Origin of the sequence: Pandoraea capi (genome assembly GCF_902459735.1) — a bacterium.
In the GTDB taxonomy this organism is placed as follows: Bacteria; Pseudomonadota; Gammaproteobacteria; order Burkholderiales; family Burkholderiaceae; genus Pandoraea; species Pandoraea capi.
Genome location: NZ_CABPRV010000003.1, coordinates 263,566 through 279,529, shown reverse-complemented (window position 1 = coordinate 279,529; position 15,964 = coordinate 263,566). Strand labels below are relative to the sequence as shown.

At 65.1% G+C, this 15,964-nt stretch carries 17 protein-coding genes; all 17 read right to left on the bottom strand.

Annotated elements, in window-relative coordinates; genetic code table 11:
- Positions 1-8: 8 nt before the first annotated feature.
- Positions 9-653, bottom strand: coding sequence for an EscR/YscR/HrcR family type III secretion system export apparatus protein (locus PCA20602_RS07975; RefSeq protein WP_150720766.1), 645 nt, complete (start codon positions 651-653; stop codon positions 9-11).
- The gene (locus PCA20602_RS25565) at positions 643-1,659 is read right to left on the bottom strand and encodes a YscQ/HrcQ family type III secretion apparatus protein (RefSeq protein ID WP_174980903.1); all 1,017 of its coding nucleotides are present in this window, start codon (positions 1,657-1,659) and stop codon (positions 643-645) included. The genes PCA20602_RS07975 and PCA20602_RS25565 overlap by 11 nt, the downstream gene beginning before the upstream one ends.
- A complete protein-coding gene (locus tag PCA20602_RS25560; RefSeq protein WP_174980901.1) occupies positions 1,653-2,768 on the bottom strand; it encodes a SpaN/EivJ family type III secretion system needle length determinant in 1,116 nt (371 codons plus the stop codon). Before PCA20602_RS25560 ends, PCA20602_RS25565 begins: the two co-directional genes overlap by 7 nt.
- Positions 2,756-3,211 carry a hypothetical protein gene (locus tag PCA20602_RS07965; RefSeq protein WP_174980899.1) on the bottom strand — a complete coding sequence of 152 codons (456 nt, stop codon included), beginning with the start codon at positions 3,209-3,211 and terminating at the stop codon, positions 2,756-2,758. The genes PCA20602_RS25560 and PCA20602_RS07965 overlap by 13 nt, the downstream gene beginning before the upstream one ends.
- Entirely contained in the window at positions 3,195-4,523 is a 1,329-nt protein-coding gene (locus tag PCA20602_RS07960) for an EscN/YscN/HrcN family type III secretion system ATPase (protein ID WP_150720763.1), read from the bottom strand. The genes PCA20602_RS07965 and PCA20602_RS07960 overlap by 17 nt, the downstream gene beginning before the upstream one ends.
- A gap of 33 nt (positions 4,524-4,556) precedes the next feature.
- On the bottom strand, positions 4,557-6,635 hold the full coding sequence (locus PCA20602_RS07955; RefSeq protein WP_150720762.1) for an EscV/YscV/HrcV family type III secretion system export apparatus protein: 2,079 nt from the start codon (positions 6,633-6,635) through the stop codon (positions 4,557-4,559).
- A complete protein-coding gene (gene sctW / locus PCA20602_RS07950) occupies positions 6,635-7,780 on the bottom strand; it encodes a type III secretion system gatekeeper subunit SctW (RefSeq protein WP_281354641.1) in 1,146 nt (381 codons plus the stop codon). The genes PCA20602_RS07955 and sctW overlap by 1 nt, the downstream gene beginning before the upstream one ends.
- Positions 7,767-9,887, bottom strand: coding sequence for a type III secretion system outer membrane ring subunit SctC (gene sctC / locus PCA20602_RS07945; RefSeq protein WP_150720760.1), 2,121 nt, complete (start codon positions 9,885-9,887; stop codon positions 7,767-7,769). The genes sctW and sctC overlap by 14 nt, the downstream gene beginning before the upstream one ends.
- On the bottom strand, positions 9,884-10,684 hold the full coding sequence (locus PCA20602_RS07940; protein ID WP_217432388.1) for a helix-turn-helix domain-containing protein: 801 nt from the start codon (positions 10,682-10,684) through the stop codon (positions 9,884-9,886). The genes sctC and PCA20602_RS07940 overlap by 4 nt, the downstream gene beginning before the upstream one ends.
- Positions 10,685-10,784: 100 nt before the next feature.
- Positions 10,785-11,132, bottom strand: a complete 348-nt coding sequence (locus PCA20602_RS07935) for a hypothetical protein (protein ID WP_150720759.1) — start codon at positions 11,130-11,132, stop codon at positions 10,785-10,787.
- On the bottom strand, positions 11,116-11,799 hold the full coding sequence (locus PCA20602_RS07930) for a hypothetical protein (protein ID WP_150720758.1): 684 nt from the start codon (positions 11,797-11,799) through the stop codon (positions 11,116-11,118). Before PCA20602_RS07930 ends, PCA20602_RS07935 begins: the two co-directional genes overlap by 17 nt.
- 37 nt (positions 11,800-11,836) lie before the next feature.
- Positions 11,837-12,448 carry a type III secretion apparatus protein OrgA/MxiK gene (locus tag PCA20602_RS07925; protein WP_150720757.1) on the bottom strand — a complete coding sequence of 204 codons (612 nt, stop codon included), beginning with the start codon at positions 12,446-12,448 and terminating at the stop codon, positions 11,837-11,839.
- Positions 12,449-12,450: 2 nt separating this feature from the next.
- Positions 12,451-13,218: an EscJ/YscJ/HrcJ family type III secretion inner membrane ring protein gene (locus PCA20602_RS07920; RefSeq protein ID WP_150720756.1), complete on the bottom strand. Its 768-nt coding sequence runs from the start codon at positions 13,216-13,218 to the stop codon at positions 12,451-12,453.
- Positions 13,215-13,520 (bottom strand): type III secretion system inner rod subunit SctI, encoded by a 306-nt coding sequence (gene sctI / locus PCA20602_RS07915; protein ID WP_150720755.1) that lies wholly within the window; start codon positions 13,518-13,520, stop codon positions 13,215-13,217. The genes PCA20602_RS07920 and sctI overlap by 4 nt, the downstream gene beginning before the upstream one ends.
- Positions 13,521-13,556: 36 nt before the next feature.
- On the bottom strand, positions 13,557-13,814 hold the full coding sequence (gene sctF, locus PCA20602_RS07910; protein ID WP_150720754.1) for a type III secretion system needle filament subunit SctF: 258 nt from the start codon (positions 13,812-13,814) through the stop codon (positions 13,557-13,559).
- Positions 13,815-13,838: 24 nt separating this feature from the next.
- A complete protein-coding gene (locus tag PCA20602_RS07905; RefSeq protein WP_174980896.1) occupies positions 13,839-15,050 on the bottom strand; it encodes a PrgH/EprH family type III secretion apparatus protein in 1,212 nt (403 codons plus the stop codon).
- Positions 15,051-15,226: 176 nt separating this feature from the next.
- Positions 15,227-15,964, bottom strand: coding sequence for a tetratricopeptide repeat protein (locus PCA20602_RS07900; RefSeq protein ID WP_150720752.1), 738 nt, complete (start codon positions 15,962-15,964; stop codon positions 15,227-15,229).

The window sequence follows — 15,964 nt, the reverse complement described above, 5'->3', positions numbered from 1 at the left end:
TAGTGTCCTCACGGCAGATACTGGCGAACCAGCCCCTGCGACAGCAGCGACCAGCCGTCCATCGCCACGAAAAGAATCAGCTTGATGGGCACCGAGATCGTTACCGGACTCATCATCATCATGCCCAGCGAGAGCAGCACGCTAGAGACCACCAGATCGACCACCACGAATGGCAGATAAAGGTAGAAGCCGATGGTGAAAGCGCTCTTGATCTCGGTGAGCGCGTAGGCGGGCAACAACGCGAAGATCGACGGCGCCGACGCATCGATCGGTACGTCCGCACCGTCCCGGCTCATTTCCTGACGGGCGAAGAACTGCGTGAGTTGCGGGTCGGCGTACTTCAGCAGGTAGTCGCGATAGGGGCTGAGGCCGTCGTCGAGAAAGCGCCGCACCGAGTTCGGATCGGAGAAATTGACGGGGTTCGCCTGATAGGCATCGAGCACCGCTGTGGCGACCGGCAGCATCACGAAAATGGAGATGAGCAACGCCGCGCCGTTCAGCGTCATGTTGCTCGGCACCTGTTGCAGACCGAGCGCGTTACGCACCATCACGAAGACGATGGAGAACTTGACGAAGCAAGTCCCCGACGCGATCAGAAACGGCAATAACGTAAAGAAGCTCAGTACGCCGATGGCCGGCACGTCACTCCACATGGCGCGGGTCCATCATGGCGCGTGCGCCATCGGCGGCACTCGTGTCGTCCAGGCGGCGCAGGTCGTTCGACGCCATCAGCCACTCGGAGATCTCGACGCCGAGCCGCCCGTCGAGCTGCACGAGTTCACCACGCGCGAGCAACGTGTCGTTGACCCGCACCTCCACTCGCTGCTCCGCGCCGGCTGGCAAAGCGAACGTACGGGTGCGGCCAAGTTGCTGGAGTTCGGCGAGCGTCATGCGTTGCCGTTGCAGCACAAACACCAGTTCGACCGGCAGTTGCTCGAAGGGCAGCGCGAGCGCAGGTTGCACTTGCTGGTCATGACCGCCGTAGGCCGCGTCGTCATAGGTCGGCCCGCCGCCCGGCGCCATGTCATCGATATCGTCATGCAAATAGGTTTCCAGCATCGCGCTTCCCTCTTCCTGTTGATAACCGCCGATGATCCGGCCCGCGCAACTCAGCCGACGCTGTGCATCGCGCACGATCAGCACGTCGCCGCGCCGCACTTGACGCAGCGTCGAAAGGCGCGCGCGGCTGCGGCCGACCTCTACGTCGAGCGGGAACCGCACGCCGCACAGATCCAGCGGTAGCCCGGCATTGACGTCGGGCACACGTGCGAGCCAGACGGGGCATTCGGCTGCCCGCACCCGCAGCAGCCTGACGTCGGGCAGCGCGCTGCCGTCGACCGGCGCCCCCACGTCGAGAATGTCGTAACGAAGTTCCGGCATCGGCAGATTCAGCGGGTTTGCCGTGACGGCGAACAAACGGGCCGCAAGTTGCTCCGAATCCGCACAGCACGCGAGCGACGCGAGTTCGTGTGCCACGCCTTCAAGCCACATCCCCGGTTCGACCCATCCCTGCCAGGTGCGCGCCGTGTCCTGCACCCGCATCCAGGAACCCATGCGCGGCAGATGTTCGAGCGTCGCCTGCCAACCCCGGGCGCGCCACGCCTCGGCGGCGGCATCGAGACGCGCCAGGTCTTCGTCGATACGCCGCAGTTTCAGCATTCCGACTCCTCGTCGCGCATGTCGTCCGAATGCGGCAGGGCTTCGACGATGCGCACGCTCATCTTTTCGGGACTGTCTGAATCGCCTGAGGCGCCTGACGACCCGACAGCCCCGCTCGCCGGCAACGCCGAGGCAAGACGACGTTGCACCATCGCGTCGGACGCCCCCAGCACGAACCCGCTTCGTCCGTCCACCTGTACCACCTGCACATTGACGAAATGCCCTTTGCCCCAACTCCCGAACGCGTAGCGCATGCTGTCGCCGCGCACCGGCACCTGCGCGGCGGCACCGGCTGCCTGCCCATGTGCGCCCGATCCCGGCGTTCTCGGCGGCGGGGCTTGCGATGACGGCACAGCGCTCGCCTGCAAAGGGCGATGCGACGCCGACGCGTGCGCAAGTGCGCCCGATGGCTCGCCATCGGCAGCGCCGCGCCGTGTTTGTCGTCGCGCGCTGCCATTCGACACCGCTGCGGCCTCTGCGGGCATGGAGACGACATCTGCCTGCGGCCGTCCCGGCTCCCCCGCGTGATTTGCAGGGCGGTGCGACAACGCACTCGCCCCGTCGGGTCGGGTCACCGCCGGCGTGATGGCGTCGCGCGCCGTAGGTACGTCTTGTCTCGCGGGGGTACGGGCGATGTCTTTGGTATCGACGGCAGCGGTCGTGGCCGCATTGCTCACACTGTCCTGCACACCTTGAAAGGCGAAGATCTCGCGCCCATCCGTAGACGTCTTCGCCAGACGCTGCACTGCGATCTGCGCCGCAGCGAACGCTTGCCTGACGGCACCATCGACGTTGGCGCGGCGATGGCGCCCGGCGCGTTGCGCATCGTCGGCATCGCGTGCCGTCGAGACCATATGCGCGTCTTCCTCCGGTGGCCCCTTCCCGTGTCCGGCTACCGGACGCGTCGGTTCCGGCGGCACAGGCGGGATCGGCGTCAGCCCGACCGGCGCGCCACCGGGACTCGCGTCGCGCTCGCGTCGGTCCGATCGACGTCGGCGAAGTTCGCCATCGAGTCGATCTTCGAGCGATTTGTCGTTGGACGGCTGCGCGTCGTCCTCCGTCGGGCTCACCGGTCTGGCGTACATCCACGCTCCGATCATGGGCTCCATGACTGACGCTCCTCAAGTTCTGTGTACTCGACATGCACCTGACGCTTGTGAGCGTCCCGGCGCAACGTTTTACTCAGGCGCGCGTACTTGGTTTCCTTTCGCCACCAGCGTCGCCACTCGGCTTCGGTAAGTTCTCGATCGGTCTCAAGCTGCTCGCGCGACTCCGCGAGCGTCGACATCTTCACTTCGATGTCGCGCACCTGCTGGCGCAGCATGGCCGTCGTGCGCATGCCGCCCCGTATACCCCTCATATCGGATTCGAGTTGCGAGGGCTTCGAAGAAGCGATCAACGTGAGGATGGCGTTACGCTGCCCTTCGAGTTCGCCGTGCTTTTGGGCGAGTTCCGCGTCCCGCATCGAGATGTCCTGCAACTCGCGCTCCTGCATCTGCTTCATCTCCAGTGCCCCCCGACCGAAGCGTCGCGCGTCAGCCCACGATTTCATACAGCTTCCCCAGCGTCTCGTCGGCGGACGACCACTCGCCCTTGCCCTGTTGCAGGAACGCTTCGATACGCGGCCTGGCATCCATCGCCTCGTCGTCCTGCGCGTTCACACCGGGGCGGTACTCCCCCAGATCGACGAGCGTCTGCAACGCTTCCAGACGTGCCAGCCACGCACGTAACCGACCGGCCGCACGGATGTGATCCGCTGTCGCGACGCGTGTCGCCACCCGGCTCACGCTGCGCAGCACGTCGATGGCCGGGTAGTGGCTGCGGTGCGCCAGTTGCGCACTCAGATGGATGTGCCCGTCGAGGATCGAGCGGATCTCCTCGACCATCGGATCGGGCATCTCTTCGTCTTCCATGAGCACGGTGTAGAACGCGGTGATGCTGCCGCGCTTCGACGCGCCCGCGCGCTCCAGCAGTTGCGGCAGGCTGGTGTACACCGACGCCGGCACGCCCGCGCGCATCGGCAGCTCGCCGGTCGCCAGCGCAAGATCGCGGCAGGCGCGCACGTAACGCGTGAGCGAGTCGACGAACAACGCCACGCGATGTCCCTGATCGCGGAAGTGCTCGGCCACGGTCGTGGCCAGCAAGGCCGCGTTGCGACGCGTGACCGCCGGGGCGTCCGACGTCGCAAAGATCACGACGCAGCGATTGGCCCCGGGCGACGCGCGCAACTCGTCGACGATTTCGACCACTTCGCGCCCGCGCTCGCCAATCAGCGCAATGACGGTCGTGTCCACCTCGACCCCCGCCATCAACGCACTGAGGAACGATGTCTTGCCGCAACCTGCCGGGGCGAAGATGCCCACGCGCTGCCCGATACCGCACGGCATGAGCGCATCGATGGCGCGCAGGCCGGTATGCAGCCCCTCGGCCACCCCCACACGATGTTCGTAAGGCAGTGCCGGGGCGAGCAGCGCGCGCTCGACCGCCGTCGAACTCGTCTGACCCGTCAGACTCGCCGGACCCGACGTGGTGACGTCACCGTCATCGATACGGTCGACGATGCCGCCGCTGGCATCGAGCACCGCCCCGCGCCATGCATCGTTCGGACGGCAGGTCGCCTGCCGTCCCGTGGGCAACAACGCCGAGTCGCACGACAAACCCTGCGTCGCGGCGAACAGACTGAGAATCGCGCGGTCGTCGTGCACCGCGATGACCTGCGCCTGCCCCACGACTTCGGGTTCGCGCCACGTACGGCGAATCTCGCAGATCTCACCGATCGCCACACCGGGAATGCACGCCTCGGCCGTATGCCCGGCAATGCGCGAGATCAGCGACAGTTGTCTGACGAGCGGCGGTTGATCCATTGATGGTTTCCCCTCAGGCATGCGTCGCCCGCCTCAGATCGTGCTGATGACGTTGACGGATACGCCGTCGACCAGCTCGCCGAACGACAGCACTTCCAGATCGCGAAAGCGCGTCTCCGCCAGCTTCTTCACGAACCGTCGAACGTCCACGGATGCCAGCAGCACGATGTCCTTGTGAGCCCGCCCGGAGCTGTCCAGCGCCAGCGCCACACGGTCGAGCAGCGTCTCCGCATCCTTCGGGTCCATGTTCACGAAGGCGCCGCCCGCTGTCTGACGAATCGAGCGCCGCACGCTCTCCTCCACTTCCGCCGACAGCATGACGACGCGCAACTCGCCATTGCGCAGGAACTTGTTGCAGATGTAGCGACCGAGCGCGCCACGCACGTGCTCGACGAGATTGAGTACGTCCTTCTCGCGCGGCGCCCACATGGCGAGCACCTCCATCACGAGCTTCATGTTGCGCACGGAAATGCGCTCCGTCACCAGACGCTGAAGAATCTCCGAGACACGCTGCAACGCCACATGCCGCAGCACTTCCTTGACCAGATCGGGATAGTGCTGCTCGACGAGGTCGAGCATTTTCTTCGTTTCCTGAATGCCGAAAAACTCGTTGGCGTGACGCGTGAGCAGCACCGCCAGACTCTGGTAGAGCTCGTCGGCGGGCAGGTGCGTGACGTGCCCCATTGCCTTGAGGGTCTCGCCCTGCTGGGGCGTCACCCATGCACATCGACCGCGCTCCGGCCCCGAGAAGACCGGCTGGAAATCGAGCGAGGCGATCTCGCTGGTGTAGGCGTCGATACGCACCCGCTCGTAGAAGATGACAAACTCGTCGGCGCGCACTTCGTTGATGTAGACCGCCGCGCGCGAGTCATCCAGCGTGGGAGAGCCCTGCAACAGAAGGTCTGGCAGATGCACACCGAAGTCGGTGAAGAACTGACTTCGCACGCGTTGTGCGAACGTCGCCGCCTCGAACGCCGCGACCTGCGCCGACGGCAGCATGATGGCCAGCGGCGCCGTCGACGGCGCGACGTTATCGAGGTTGTCGATCGACGCCAGCGAATTGTCGGCCTTCGCCCCCGGCTTCCGGGCTTTCCCGGAGGCATCGGTGGCGCCCGCCTTGCCGGACGCGCCCGCTGCCCCCGCTTTCGCGTGCGGCGTCGGCTTGGCGAAATAGCATGCGAACGCCAGCAGGCAGGACAGCAGCGAGAATGTCAGGAACGGAAACCCCGGCAGCGTACCGATCACTAGCGTGAGCAACGCCGTGGCACCGAGCACGAAGCGGTTGCCCATCAACTGGCTGACGATCGTGCGGCCCATGTTGTCGGCCTCGCCATTCACACGCGTGACGACGAAGCCCGCAGCGACCGAGATCAGCAGTGCCGGAATCTGCGCGACGAGTCCGTCGCCGATGGTGAGCGTGGTGTAGGTCGTGAGCGCGCCGCTCAGCTCCATCCCCCGCTGCGTCATGCCGACGATGATGCCGCCGATCAGGTTGACGAAGATGATGACGATGCCCGCAATGGCATCGCCCTTCACGAACTTCATCGCGCCGTCGAACGAGCCGTACAACTGGCTCTCGCGCTCCAGCACACTGCGCCGCTCGCGTGCGCCGTCGTTATCGAGCGTGCCGGCTTTCACGTCGGCATCGATGCTCATCTGTTTGCCCGGCATGCCGTCGAGCGAGAAGCGCGCCGCCACTTCCGCCACGCGCTCCGAGCCCTTCGCAATCACGATGAACTGCACGATGGTCACGATGGCGAACACCACGAAGCCCACGGCCAGACTGTCGCCGATCACGAACTGTCCGAACGAATCGATGATCTTGCCCGCGTCCGCATCGATCAGGATCAGACGCGTGGTGCTGATCGACAACGCGAGACGGAACAGCGTGGTGATGAGCAACATCGAGGGAAACGACGAGAAGTTCAGAATCCTCTCGATGTGGAACGCTCCGAGAAAGAGCAGCACGGAGATCGTGATGTTGGTGCCGATGAGAAAGTCGACCAGATACGTCGGCAGCGGGATCACCAGCATGGCGATCACGCACGACATCAAAATCAGAATGACGATCTCGGGACGACCCCGCAGGTCGTTGAGCAACGCTGCGGGCATTACACACTCCGGCGATGCCGCGACGTCGGATCGACGGCACGAGCGCTGCTTTCACGGGCATAGGCCGCGCCACCGAGATCTCGAAGTCCGCCGAGGAGCGTGTCGCGGTTGTCCTGTGTCTGCAACGGCTCACCCGGCAGCTGCTGACAGGCGAGCAGCAGGAGATTGATGAGCCGCGCGTGATCGCCGTTCTCGCGTAGTAGCGCGTTGACACCCATGGTGTATCGCAGCGACTCGTCGAGCCCCATGGCGTCGGTCAGGACCACCAGCAGGAAATGCAGCCAGTCGCGCTCGCTCGCATTGAACGGTGCGGCCAGCGCACTCCGGCTCACGTGGAGCACGAAGCTGTGTTCGCAGGTGCGCAGGCGGCGCAGCGTCCCCAGTCGCTCCAGCGACGAAGCGAATTGCGGCGGCGTACTGCTGGGGTCTTCCGCGCGCATGTCGTCGACGATGGCGCCTTCCATGAAGATGAGCACCTGTTCGCGCCGCTCGAAGCCAAAGCCGGAAATCCACGTCTGGTAAAGCTCGATGTCCGGCGCCTCGGTCGTGAGGAAGCTCCGGTAGGCGGCGCGCAGCAGGTTCGGGGCGAAGTCGAGCGCCATCTGGTGTCCGACCAGCCGGGCCTTGATCGCACAATGCACGCCTGCCTTGCGCGCGCGAATCTCTTCGGGCGGCGCGGCCTGTGCCTCGGCGATAACGACTTCCAGCGCCAGTTGCTGCTCCGCACGCAGCGTCTTGTGCTGGGTGGCCAGGGCCTGCAAGGCAACCCAACGGTCGCTGATGTCGTCGAACGCCTCACGTAACAGACGCGTCAACTCCTCGGCCGACACCCACGACGCACCCAGAATCTCGCGAATCTTGTTCGGTGCGTCTTCTTCGAGAATGTAGTCATAGCTCTGCGCCATGCCACGGTTCTCTTCCTTGCGGTTCGCGCGCAGACGGAACTGTGCCAGCGCGGAGGACATTTCGTCGCTCGACTCCGCCGCGCGGCGGATATCGGCGACCGGCCCGCCAGAGAGCAGGCGGTGGGGACCGTCGTCGTCGTCCGCCGTTCTCGTGGCGCGCTGCCGGCCCGAAGACGTTCTGGCAGCGGATTCCGAAAACGATGATGACGGCGACGGCCGGATGACATCAAGACTGGCCACGGTCGACTCCCGTGTGATGAAGGGTGGAATCGTCGCGCGCCACCGGCGCTTCGGGGGCGCCCGACGAAAGGGATGAGGCGGGTGTGTGCGCCGACGACTCGACGCGAGGCGCCGGCAGATTCCGCACGCCATTGCCCGCAGGCGCGGCGCCCGGTACAGCATTCGTGTTCTTGCTGGCGGCGGGTGTCGGCTCAGGGGCGTCGAGGCCGGTCGCGCGGCGGAGCTCTTTCGATTCGCCGTGGATTGGGTAAGGCAAGGTCGCAATGGTGTCACCGGCGATATCGCTCGCATCGCGCGTCATCGGCCCATCGATCTCGCGCGGCTGAATCAGGAACACGCGAACGTTGTTGTTCTGCGATGTGCTGTTGTAGCGAAACACGCGGCCCAGCCACGGAATGTCGCCGAGCAGCGGCACCTTCTTCTCGACCGTGTCGCCGCTGTCGCGCGTGAATCCGCCAATGAGCAGGCTCTTGCCCTGCGGCACGCGCGCCACCGTGCTGATGCGGGTGCGCGACACCGTGGGCAGCACCGTGTACTTGCTTTTGTCCTCGCCCTGGTTGCCGGGCGCGCTCGTGCCGTCTTCGATGTTGAGCGTCATTTCGATTTCGTCGCGACCGGCAAAGCGGGGCCACACGCTGATCATCGTGCCGTAGGTGACGCTGCGCAGGTCCGTGGTGCGCTCGCCTTCAAGTGGCACATAAAACGTCTGGCTGCCGTCGAACAGGGCGGGAATGTTCTCTTGCGTGAGGATGACCGGACGCGACACCACCGTCGCGTCTCCGCTCGACGCCATCGCCTGAATCGACGCAAGGAAACGCACGCCGTCCAGCGTGCTGACCGGTGTGGTCGCGTTGAGCAGCACGCCCAGGTGCGAACCGAGGTTCACGCCGCCCGACCAATCGACACCCAGCGAGTCGAGCGCCTCCTTGCGTACGTCGATGATCCAGAGCGACAGCTCGATATGGCGGCGCGGAGAGTCGAGCCGCGACACGAGCCGCTCCACGCGCTCGACCTGCTCGGCGGTGCCACGCACGAGCAGACTGTTAGCCGCCGGGTACGGCTGCACGATGACGCGGCCATGCGTCGGCGCGTTCTCGGCGTTCAGCGCCGCAGGCGGTAAGGCAGGGTTGAGCGCAGCAGGCGAACCCAGCCCCGGTACGGGCGGCGGCAGTGGCGAGGGCGAAGCGCCGCTACGCGCCTCTTGCGGAGACAACGGCAGTTGCGTGGACGGGGGAACGATGCCGCCCGCCGCACTGCGCGGTGGCTGCACCAGTTGCGTGATCACCGACGCCATGCCCGGGATCACGATCTTCTCGTCGCGCATCTGATACGTGCGGTCCGACACGAACGCGTTATCCATGCGCACCACGCCGATCTGATCGGGACCGGCGGCTGGAATGTCGCTGACCATCGCGCGATCGATCGAGCGCGTTGCGGCGAGCACCAGATCGACGAACACCGGCGGGCCGGAGACATAGAACACTTTGTTGCCCGGTTTACCCCGAATCGGATACCGGCGGTCGTAGAGCCCCGCATCACGCAGATACGATTCGAGATCGCCTAGCGACGAGTAGGTCATCGAGATGGTGGCGTTGCGGATCTCAGAGGCGTCGTACACGAAGATCGACTGTCCGTCGTGATACCAGATGAGTCCAAGCTTCGTCGCCATCGTCTCGAGCAGCGAGCGGGCGTTCGACAGGTCGAAGTCTCCCGAGACCTGCTTTTTCGCCGCCAGATTGCTGACGATCACGGGGCGGCCGAGAGAAGGCGACAGCGCCGCAAAGAACTCGCGCAGATTGTCGTTGCGCGCCACATAGCCGCCCCGCGCGGCCGGCCCCTGCGGCAGCGACTTCGACGGCGGTTGCGCGATCGGCAGCGGCGCCTGTGACGGTGGCACTTGCGGCGGCACTTGAGATGCCTGCGGAGGCGGTGCCTGCGGAGGCGGTGCCTGCGGCGGCACGACGGTGCCGACGCTCGCTTGCGTCTGCGTCGGTGGCGTGCCATCGAGCGAACCGGCAGAGGATAGCGCCATGGCCCACGACGCGTCGGCGGCGTTCGACACGGTGGCGACCATCAGTACGCAGGCGATGTCAATCGCTTTCTTCATCGAGCCAACGTTCGCAAGGCGCCAGCGGCACTGGTCGGCGACATGCCGATCAGTTCCTTGATTTCCGTTGAGAAATGCGACGACGACGCGTACCCGTTACGCAGCGCGATCTCCGTGAAGCTGTCGTTGCACTGCGCGACTTCCAGCATCGAGCGCGCCATGCGCCAGTCGCGCAATGCGATCTTGGCCGACTCGCCGAGCGCACCTCGGCATAGCCGCCGGAAGTGGGAATACGACACGCCGTACTTCGTGCACATATGGCGCAGGGTGCCGCCCGTGGGCGCGCGCGTGAGCAGAAAACGGATCAGGTCGTAGGACTCGCAGCGGCGCAGCATGTCGAGCATCGTGCGAAAGCCTTCGCCCGGCGCGGCGATCTGGCTCAGGAACCATAGCTCGCACTGACGACGATCCCCCCACGGCGCGCGCACCGGCACCCGATGCAACGCAGGCACGGCATTACGCCGGTGGTTGTCCGGCGTGTCCGTGCCCGTGGCGTGCGCTTCGTCCATGAACGCCAGCAGCTTGACGAGCACATCGCAATGCATGCGGTGGTAGTGCAGCGTGCCGCCTCTGACCAGCAACGCGCCTTTGCCGAGCATCAGAAGCCCGCAGTAGTCGGGCGGCAATTCGAGCCGTGTCGCCCCTGCGCTACTACCGTTACCGGCAGGTTGCAGTTCGAGCAACAGGCTTCGCGTGGACGGCGGCGAGCAGACGAACCACACGCCGTCGCACGCCAGTGCGAGCGGCTGGTTCGCGCCCAGCGCCTGCGCGTCTTCCATGATTTCCAAACTTCTCATTGCCCACCTCACTTCCCGTCGGCACCCGACGGTTCCTCTGTTTCGCCCGACCTGACGCGCATCCGGCGTGCATTCGGCATGCGTCGCGTCGGCTGTCGTATCAGCTGTCGCTGTTCCCGCCGTCGACCGTTTCCTCGATGCGATCGAGCCAACCGTCGAACCACTCCAGCACCATCAGCCTGTTGAAGAGCTTCTGCCACTCGGTGGCGAGGTCGATCTCATCGCTACCGTCACTGCCGTCGCTACCGTCGGTCCCAATGCCACCGTCTTCGCCTTCAGCGCCCGGGGAATGCATCGGAGCGGGACGTTGCGCCAGCGGTTCGACATCGCGGGTCCGCATTTCGGAGGCCCGCATTTCCTGCACGCGTTGCGCCAGAGTCAGCGGCCGGATCTCCTCGTCGGCAGGGGCAGGCGACAGGGTCGTCAGTGCATCAATAGCGCTCGTCATCCTCGTCCTCCATCGCGGTTGGGGTGCTGATTGCCATCACGGCGTTCGGCGTGTTCAGTGTGTTCAGCGCGTTCAATTCGTCCAGGCGTTCGTTAAGCGACGCAAGCGCCGACGCGAGCAGCGTGTGCAGGTCGGCCCGCGGCACACGCGGGTCGATGTCCAGCGCCGCCTCCGCGCGCGCGGCGTAGTTCTGCGGGTCGTACTCGATCGCAGTTCCGGCGCGCTGCACTGAAATGCCTTCGCCCTTCGCCCGGAATTCGAGCGTCAACGGCGCACGACAGACGGCCTCGATACGCGCGCGGATGTCTTCGCGCCGCGCCTTGAGCCGCACCGGCATCACCACGGTGATCGGCACGTCCGACGGCATGCCCGCCTTGTCGACAAACGTGTGCATCGCGTCGTCGAGCGCCGCAAGCAAGGCTTCCGGATGCTGCGTTGCCGCGCCGAGCAGCTCACGCATCTGACCGATCATCCCGGCGCGCCACTGCTCGCACAGCGCCTCGGTGCGCATCAGGTGCGCCACCACGTCTTCCAGCGCCGCCGCGATCCCGTCCCGGTACCCTTCGCGCATCGCCTGCCGACGCTGTGCGTCGATCTCGCGCTGCGACTCGGTCACACGTCGCCGGGCCCAATGACGAATGTCGTTGTCGACACGCGTACGCGTCACCCCGCGAACCAATTGGTCCCTCGGGACGATCACGCCATCAATGACGGGTGTCCGGGGGGGAATGGGGATGCTTCTTGGCATATTGCAAAGCAGTCACGAACAGTCGGACGTCGAGCGCATCAGGCACGTCTGCGGCGTACGAATCGATGGGAGGAAACAGCAACGGCAAACGTTGACGAAGCGGTTCGCGCAACGTGGCGCCAAGCGCCATGAGACGTACGAAACCTTCGGCCGTCAGCTCCTCGTGCGACGGTGGCGCAGTGCTCACGGACGGCATGGCGTCGAGCACGGGCAACTTGGCGTACGCATACGCCCACTCAGGCAGCCGAAGCAACGCCGCGCGCCGGCACAGACTTGCCTTGCGCGCCTGACAACCCATCAGATAGGCCACCTGAGGCAGCAAACGCCAGTTCAGCACCCAAGGCCGCTCCACGATCCCGATCTGGTCGAACGGCCAATGACTGTCGAGCCGGAACCCCGCGATCAGCATCTCGTTGATGACGGCGCGCTGACGGGGCGACGCGAACTGCCCCGGATACACGAAGCGCGCCGCATGGATGTACGACGCCGGGTCGAACATCATCGTGCGCCAGCACACCGCGATGGCGCTCTGCGATTCGTGCAGGCCGGGCGTGGGCTTGAGCGACATGGTCAGCCCTCCTTCGTCTCGGGCGCGTCGGCCCGTCGTGGCCACCCAGGACGCGATGCCCGCATGCGAGCCCCCAGCGCGGCGACCGCGAGGAGAAACAGCACCGCGGTGCCAATCGCCAGATAAGGCCAGAGCGGACGCTCGTCGGCGTGCGGCATCGCAAGCGGCATGGGCGCGCGCGCACCGAGCGTTGCCGGTTGCTGCGACAGCACGACGGAGATGTTCTCGTAGCGAAGATCGTCCACGCTGTTCTTGAGAAATCGCCGGATGTCGTTGATCAGCTCCGTGCCGTTCGCACCGCTCTGGTACACGACCACGGCCGAGATGTGCGGGCTGGTCTTCGTCGGCTCGCCGTTCTGACCGTCCACGTCGTAACTCACGTGCACGCGCGCGGCGAGCACGCCCTGCATCAGCCGAACGGATTGCTCCAGACGCTGCTCGATGGCGGAGTAGAGTCGCGCGCGTTCCGCGCGAGGTGACGCCACGAGCGAGTCAGGCGGGAACATCTGCGCGATCTCCATGCGCGGGCGCGGTGGCAGATCGTAGGTCTTGAGCCAGTCGACAGCCTGCGGAAAATCCGCCGCATCGACGGTGATCGTGTACCCCGCCTTGCCTCCATCGATCTTCTGCGTCTCGATGTCGTGGCGTAACAGCACGGCGGCCACTTCGTTGGCCTGCTGCTGGTCGAGCGCGCTTAGCAATGTCTCGGCCTTGCGACAGCCCATGAGAAACAACACCACGACGAGAGGGAAGACGTTCCGGAGTTTCACCGCAGTAACGCCTCCACGGCGCCGACCGTCTTGCGTGCCATTGTCGCCACCATCGACACGCCGATGCCGTAGTCCGCCAGTCGTGTCTGCAACGCGATCGCGCTCGCCGTATCGGTAGGATCGAGGTTCGTCGCGGCGTTGACGATGTCGGCGCGGTTTGCCTCAAACCCCGCCGACGTATTGGCCAGCGCGTTCAGAAAACGCGACTCCAGCGATTCGCCCGCGCCTGGGTCTGCGGCAAGCACGGAAGGCGTGGTTTTATGCAACGCAGAGATCGGCGACAGCGAAGGATCGAACGACATGGCAACCTCCTGAGATGGCGAGCGACGACAGTGTCGTCAAAACTTGGAAACAACCCCTTGCACCGCATCCTTAAGCGACTTGATGGTGCCGGACTGGCCTGCGCGCAGCGACGTGTAGGCCGCCATGGCCGCCTGGAATGTCGCCATCGATGCAGAATCCGTCGGGTCTTTCTTGACGTCTTCCAACGCTTTCTCCATACGCGTCTTTAGTTCATTGACCGGTCCGTTGAAACTGGTGGAAATCTCCTCCAGAAGCGTCAAGTTGTCGTTGGACATCGGGATAATTTCGGCCATATCGGTTTGTCTCCATTAGTACTATTACTGCCGGTTAATGAATCGCCACTGATGTGGCCCTTCCTTCACATACGACGCCGAGCCGTAGGCATACGATTGCTGCGCGGTCCAGTCGTCTTTCAAATCGATGTTGAAGTGCACGAGACGCTTGCCCCAGCGCTTCTCGAAGGTCTGCATGAAGCCGTAGAGCCGGCGCAACTGCACGTCGTCGAGTTCGGAGCTGATGTGAAACGTCACGCCTTCGGGCGTATCGGTGCGCAAGAACGGCACCATCTGGCGCTTGAGCGCGTCTTCGGCTTCGCCGCTCGCCTCGTTTTCGTCGTGCAGCGTGATGCTCACGCGCCGGGCATAGGGAATCTTCTCGAGCAGCGCCGCCCGGAAGCGGGTCATCTCCGTCTCGGAAATGCCGCTCTGCCTGCGGTTGATCCACAACTCCGGCGTCGCGGGATCTTCGAGCGAGAGCTTGAAATACAGCACGTCGGTGCGCGACGCATCGATCCACTGCGTGATGCGCGCGTTCTCTTCGTCCAGCGCCATGAGCTCCAGCCGCTCGCGCTTGACGACATCGGCACCCAGCGCGCGCGACAGCGCATTGCGCTCTTCGCGATCTTCGGTCAGCACGTAGATGCGGCCGTCGTTACCGGGCAAGACGGTGGCACGTCCGCCGAGCGATTCGAGGTACTCCGAGACGCCCTGTGCCTGCCGCTGTGGCTCCGACTGCCGGTAGTAGTAAACGCCGCCGATGAGGAGCAAGAGCGCGGCGCACGACACGAGCGCGCGTGTCCAGCGACGGCGTTGTCGTGCGGCGGGATGGATGGTGTCGTCCAGACGCGCATCGGCGCACAGGCTGCGCTGCACGTCGTCGGACCATGCGTCGTCGACGCGCTTCACCCCGACGCGCACGTCGCCCATACGAGCGATCTGCGTGGCGTCGATGGCGACTTCAGCACCCGCCCCTTCGTTGAGGACACGGATGAACAGACCTTCGCGCCCGGCATCGTCGACCAGCACCTCGAAGTTGTCGCCGCCATCGCCGTCCATCGGTACGTAGATGGCGTTGGGCGGCATTTCCGTTTGCCAGCCACGGTCGAACGCGGGGTCGCTCGGACCGACGATGAAGAGCGTGATGCCAGGCGAGAGGGAGAACTCGCAGCCACGCATCGGCCCCGTCAGCAGACGCAACACGGCGCCGCTCGCGTGGCTGTCGGTCTCTGCGGGGTGGGTGTCTGCTTCCATCATCTCTTCGCGAGCGTGCAATGCCGGCGCTTCCATCGGCCCTGGCAATGTTCGTCGTTCGCGCTCCTCAACAATGAATTCGTTGAGGTTGAGAATACCGACCGGCTATCGGCGATTCATGATGGGATTCTTCGCAATATGAATGAGGGCGATCATGTTTTGCGGCCGCCGTTGGGCTACTTCGTCGGGGCCTGGCTAGCGTCGGGTGCGGCGTGCTGGGTGCGCTCGCGGTTCATGGCGTCGAGCTTGCCCTGCGCCGCGACATCGCCCTGGGCCGCCGCCTTCCCGTACCACAGGCGGGCGCGCTCGATATCAGGGGTCACAACGCCGTAGCCGCGCTCGTAGTAGCTCGCCACGATGTATTGCGACGGCAGATCGCCGCCGCGCGCGGCTTTTTCGTACCAACTGAACGCCGTCTTGTAGTCCTTCGGAACCCCACGTCCGATGAAGTACTCGTTGGCGATGGCCGCCTGCGCCTGCACGTGGCCCTGCTTGGCAGCCTTCTCGTACCAGAGGTTCGCCTGCGGGATCGATTTGCCGACGACGTACCCGTCGTCGAACATCTTGGCGTAGACGTACTGCGCTTGCGTCATGCCCGCGCTGGCGGCACGTTCCAGCCAGTGCACCGCACCGTCCGGGTCGGCATTCACGCCTTCGCCGTTGAGCAGCATCATCGCGTAATCGAATTGCGCAAGCCGGTTGCCCTGTTCGGCCGCCCGGCGGAATTCCTCAAGCGCCTGTGTCTGCTGCCCGGCTTCGTAGTGATGCACGGCCTGATCGGTCAGCGCCTGCGCCGGCGCCTGTGCGGCGGCCACGGCGTAGGGGATCGGTGCGCACGCCACCCCGGTGAGCACGAGGGCGGTACCGGCGAGCAACCGGCGCAGGGCGGAAGACGGTAGGACGGCGTGTCGCAT

What these genes read in the sequence shown, in the direction of transcription:
- PCA20602_RS07975 (WP_150720766.1), bottom strand. Translation starts at nt 653, where the DNA reads ATGTGGAGTGACGTGCCGGCCATCGGCGTACTGAGCTTCTTTACGTTA.
- PCA20602_RS25565 (WP_174980903.1), bottom strand. Translation starts at nt 1,659, where the DNA reads ATGCTGAAACTGCGGCGTATCGACGAAGACCTGGCGCGTCTCGATGCC.
- PCA20602_RS25560 (WP_174980901.1), bottom strand. Translation starts at nt 2,768, where the DNA reads ATGGAGCCCATGATCGGAGCGTGGATGTACGCCAGACCGGTGAGCCCG.
- PCA20602_RS07965 (WP_174980899.1), bottom strand. Translation starts at nt 3,211, where the DNA reads ATGAAATCGTGGGCTGACGCGCGACGCTTCGGTCGGGGGGCACTGGAG.
- PCA20602_RS07960 (WP_150720763.1), bottom strand. Translation starts at nt 4,523, where the DNA reads ATGGATCAACCGCCGCTCGTCAGACAACTGTCGCTGATCTCGCGCATT.
- PCA20602_RS07955 (WP_150720762.1), bottom strand. Translation starts at nt 6,635, where the DNA reads ATGCCCGCAGCGTTGCTCAACGACCTGCGGGGTCGTCCCGAGATCGTC.
- sctC (WP_150720760.1), bottom strand. Translation starts at nt 9,887, where the DNA reads ATGAAGAAAGCGATTGACATCGCCTGCGTACTGATGGTCGCCACCGTG.
- PCA20602_RS07940 (WP_217432388.1), bottom strand. Translation starts at nt 10,684, where the DNA reads ATGAGAAGTTTGGAAATCATGGAAGACGCGCAGGCGCTGGGCGCGAAC.
- PCA20602_RS07935 (WP_150720759.1), bottom strand. Translation starts at nt 11,132, where the DNA reads ATGACGAGCGCTATTGATGCACTGACGACCCTGTCGCCTGCCCCTGCC.
- PCA20602_RS07925 (WP_150720757.1), bottom strand. Translation starts at nt 12,448, where the DNA reads ATGTCGCTCAAGCCCACGCCCGGCCTGCACGAATCGCAGAGCGCCATC.
- sctI (WP_150720755.1), bottom strand. Translation starts at nt 13,520, where the DNA reads ATGTCGTTCGATCCTTCGCTGTCGCCGATCTCTGCGTTGCATAAAACC.
- sctF (WP_150720754.1), bottom strand. Translation starts at nt 13,814, where the DNA reads ATGGCCGAAATTATCCCGATGTCCAACGACAACTTGACGCTTCTGGAG.
- PCA20602_RS07905 (WP_174980896.1), bottom strand. Translation starts at nt 15,050, where the DNA reads ATGGAAGCAGACACCCACCCCGCAGAGACCGACAGCCACGCGAGCGGC.
- PCA20602_RS07900 (WP_150720752.1), bottom strand. Translation starts at nt 15,964, where the DNA reads ATGCGACACGCCGTCCTACCGTCTTCCGCCCTGCGCCGGTTGCTCGCC.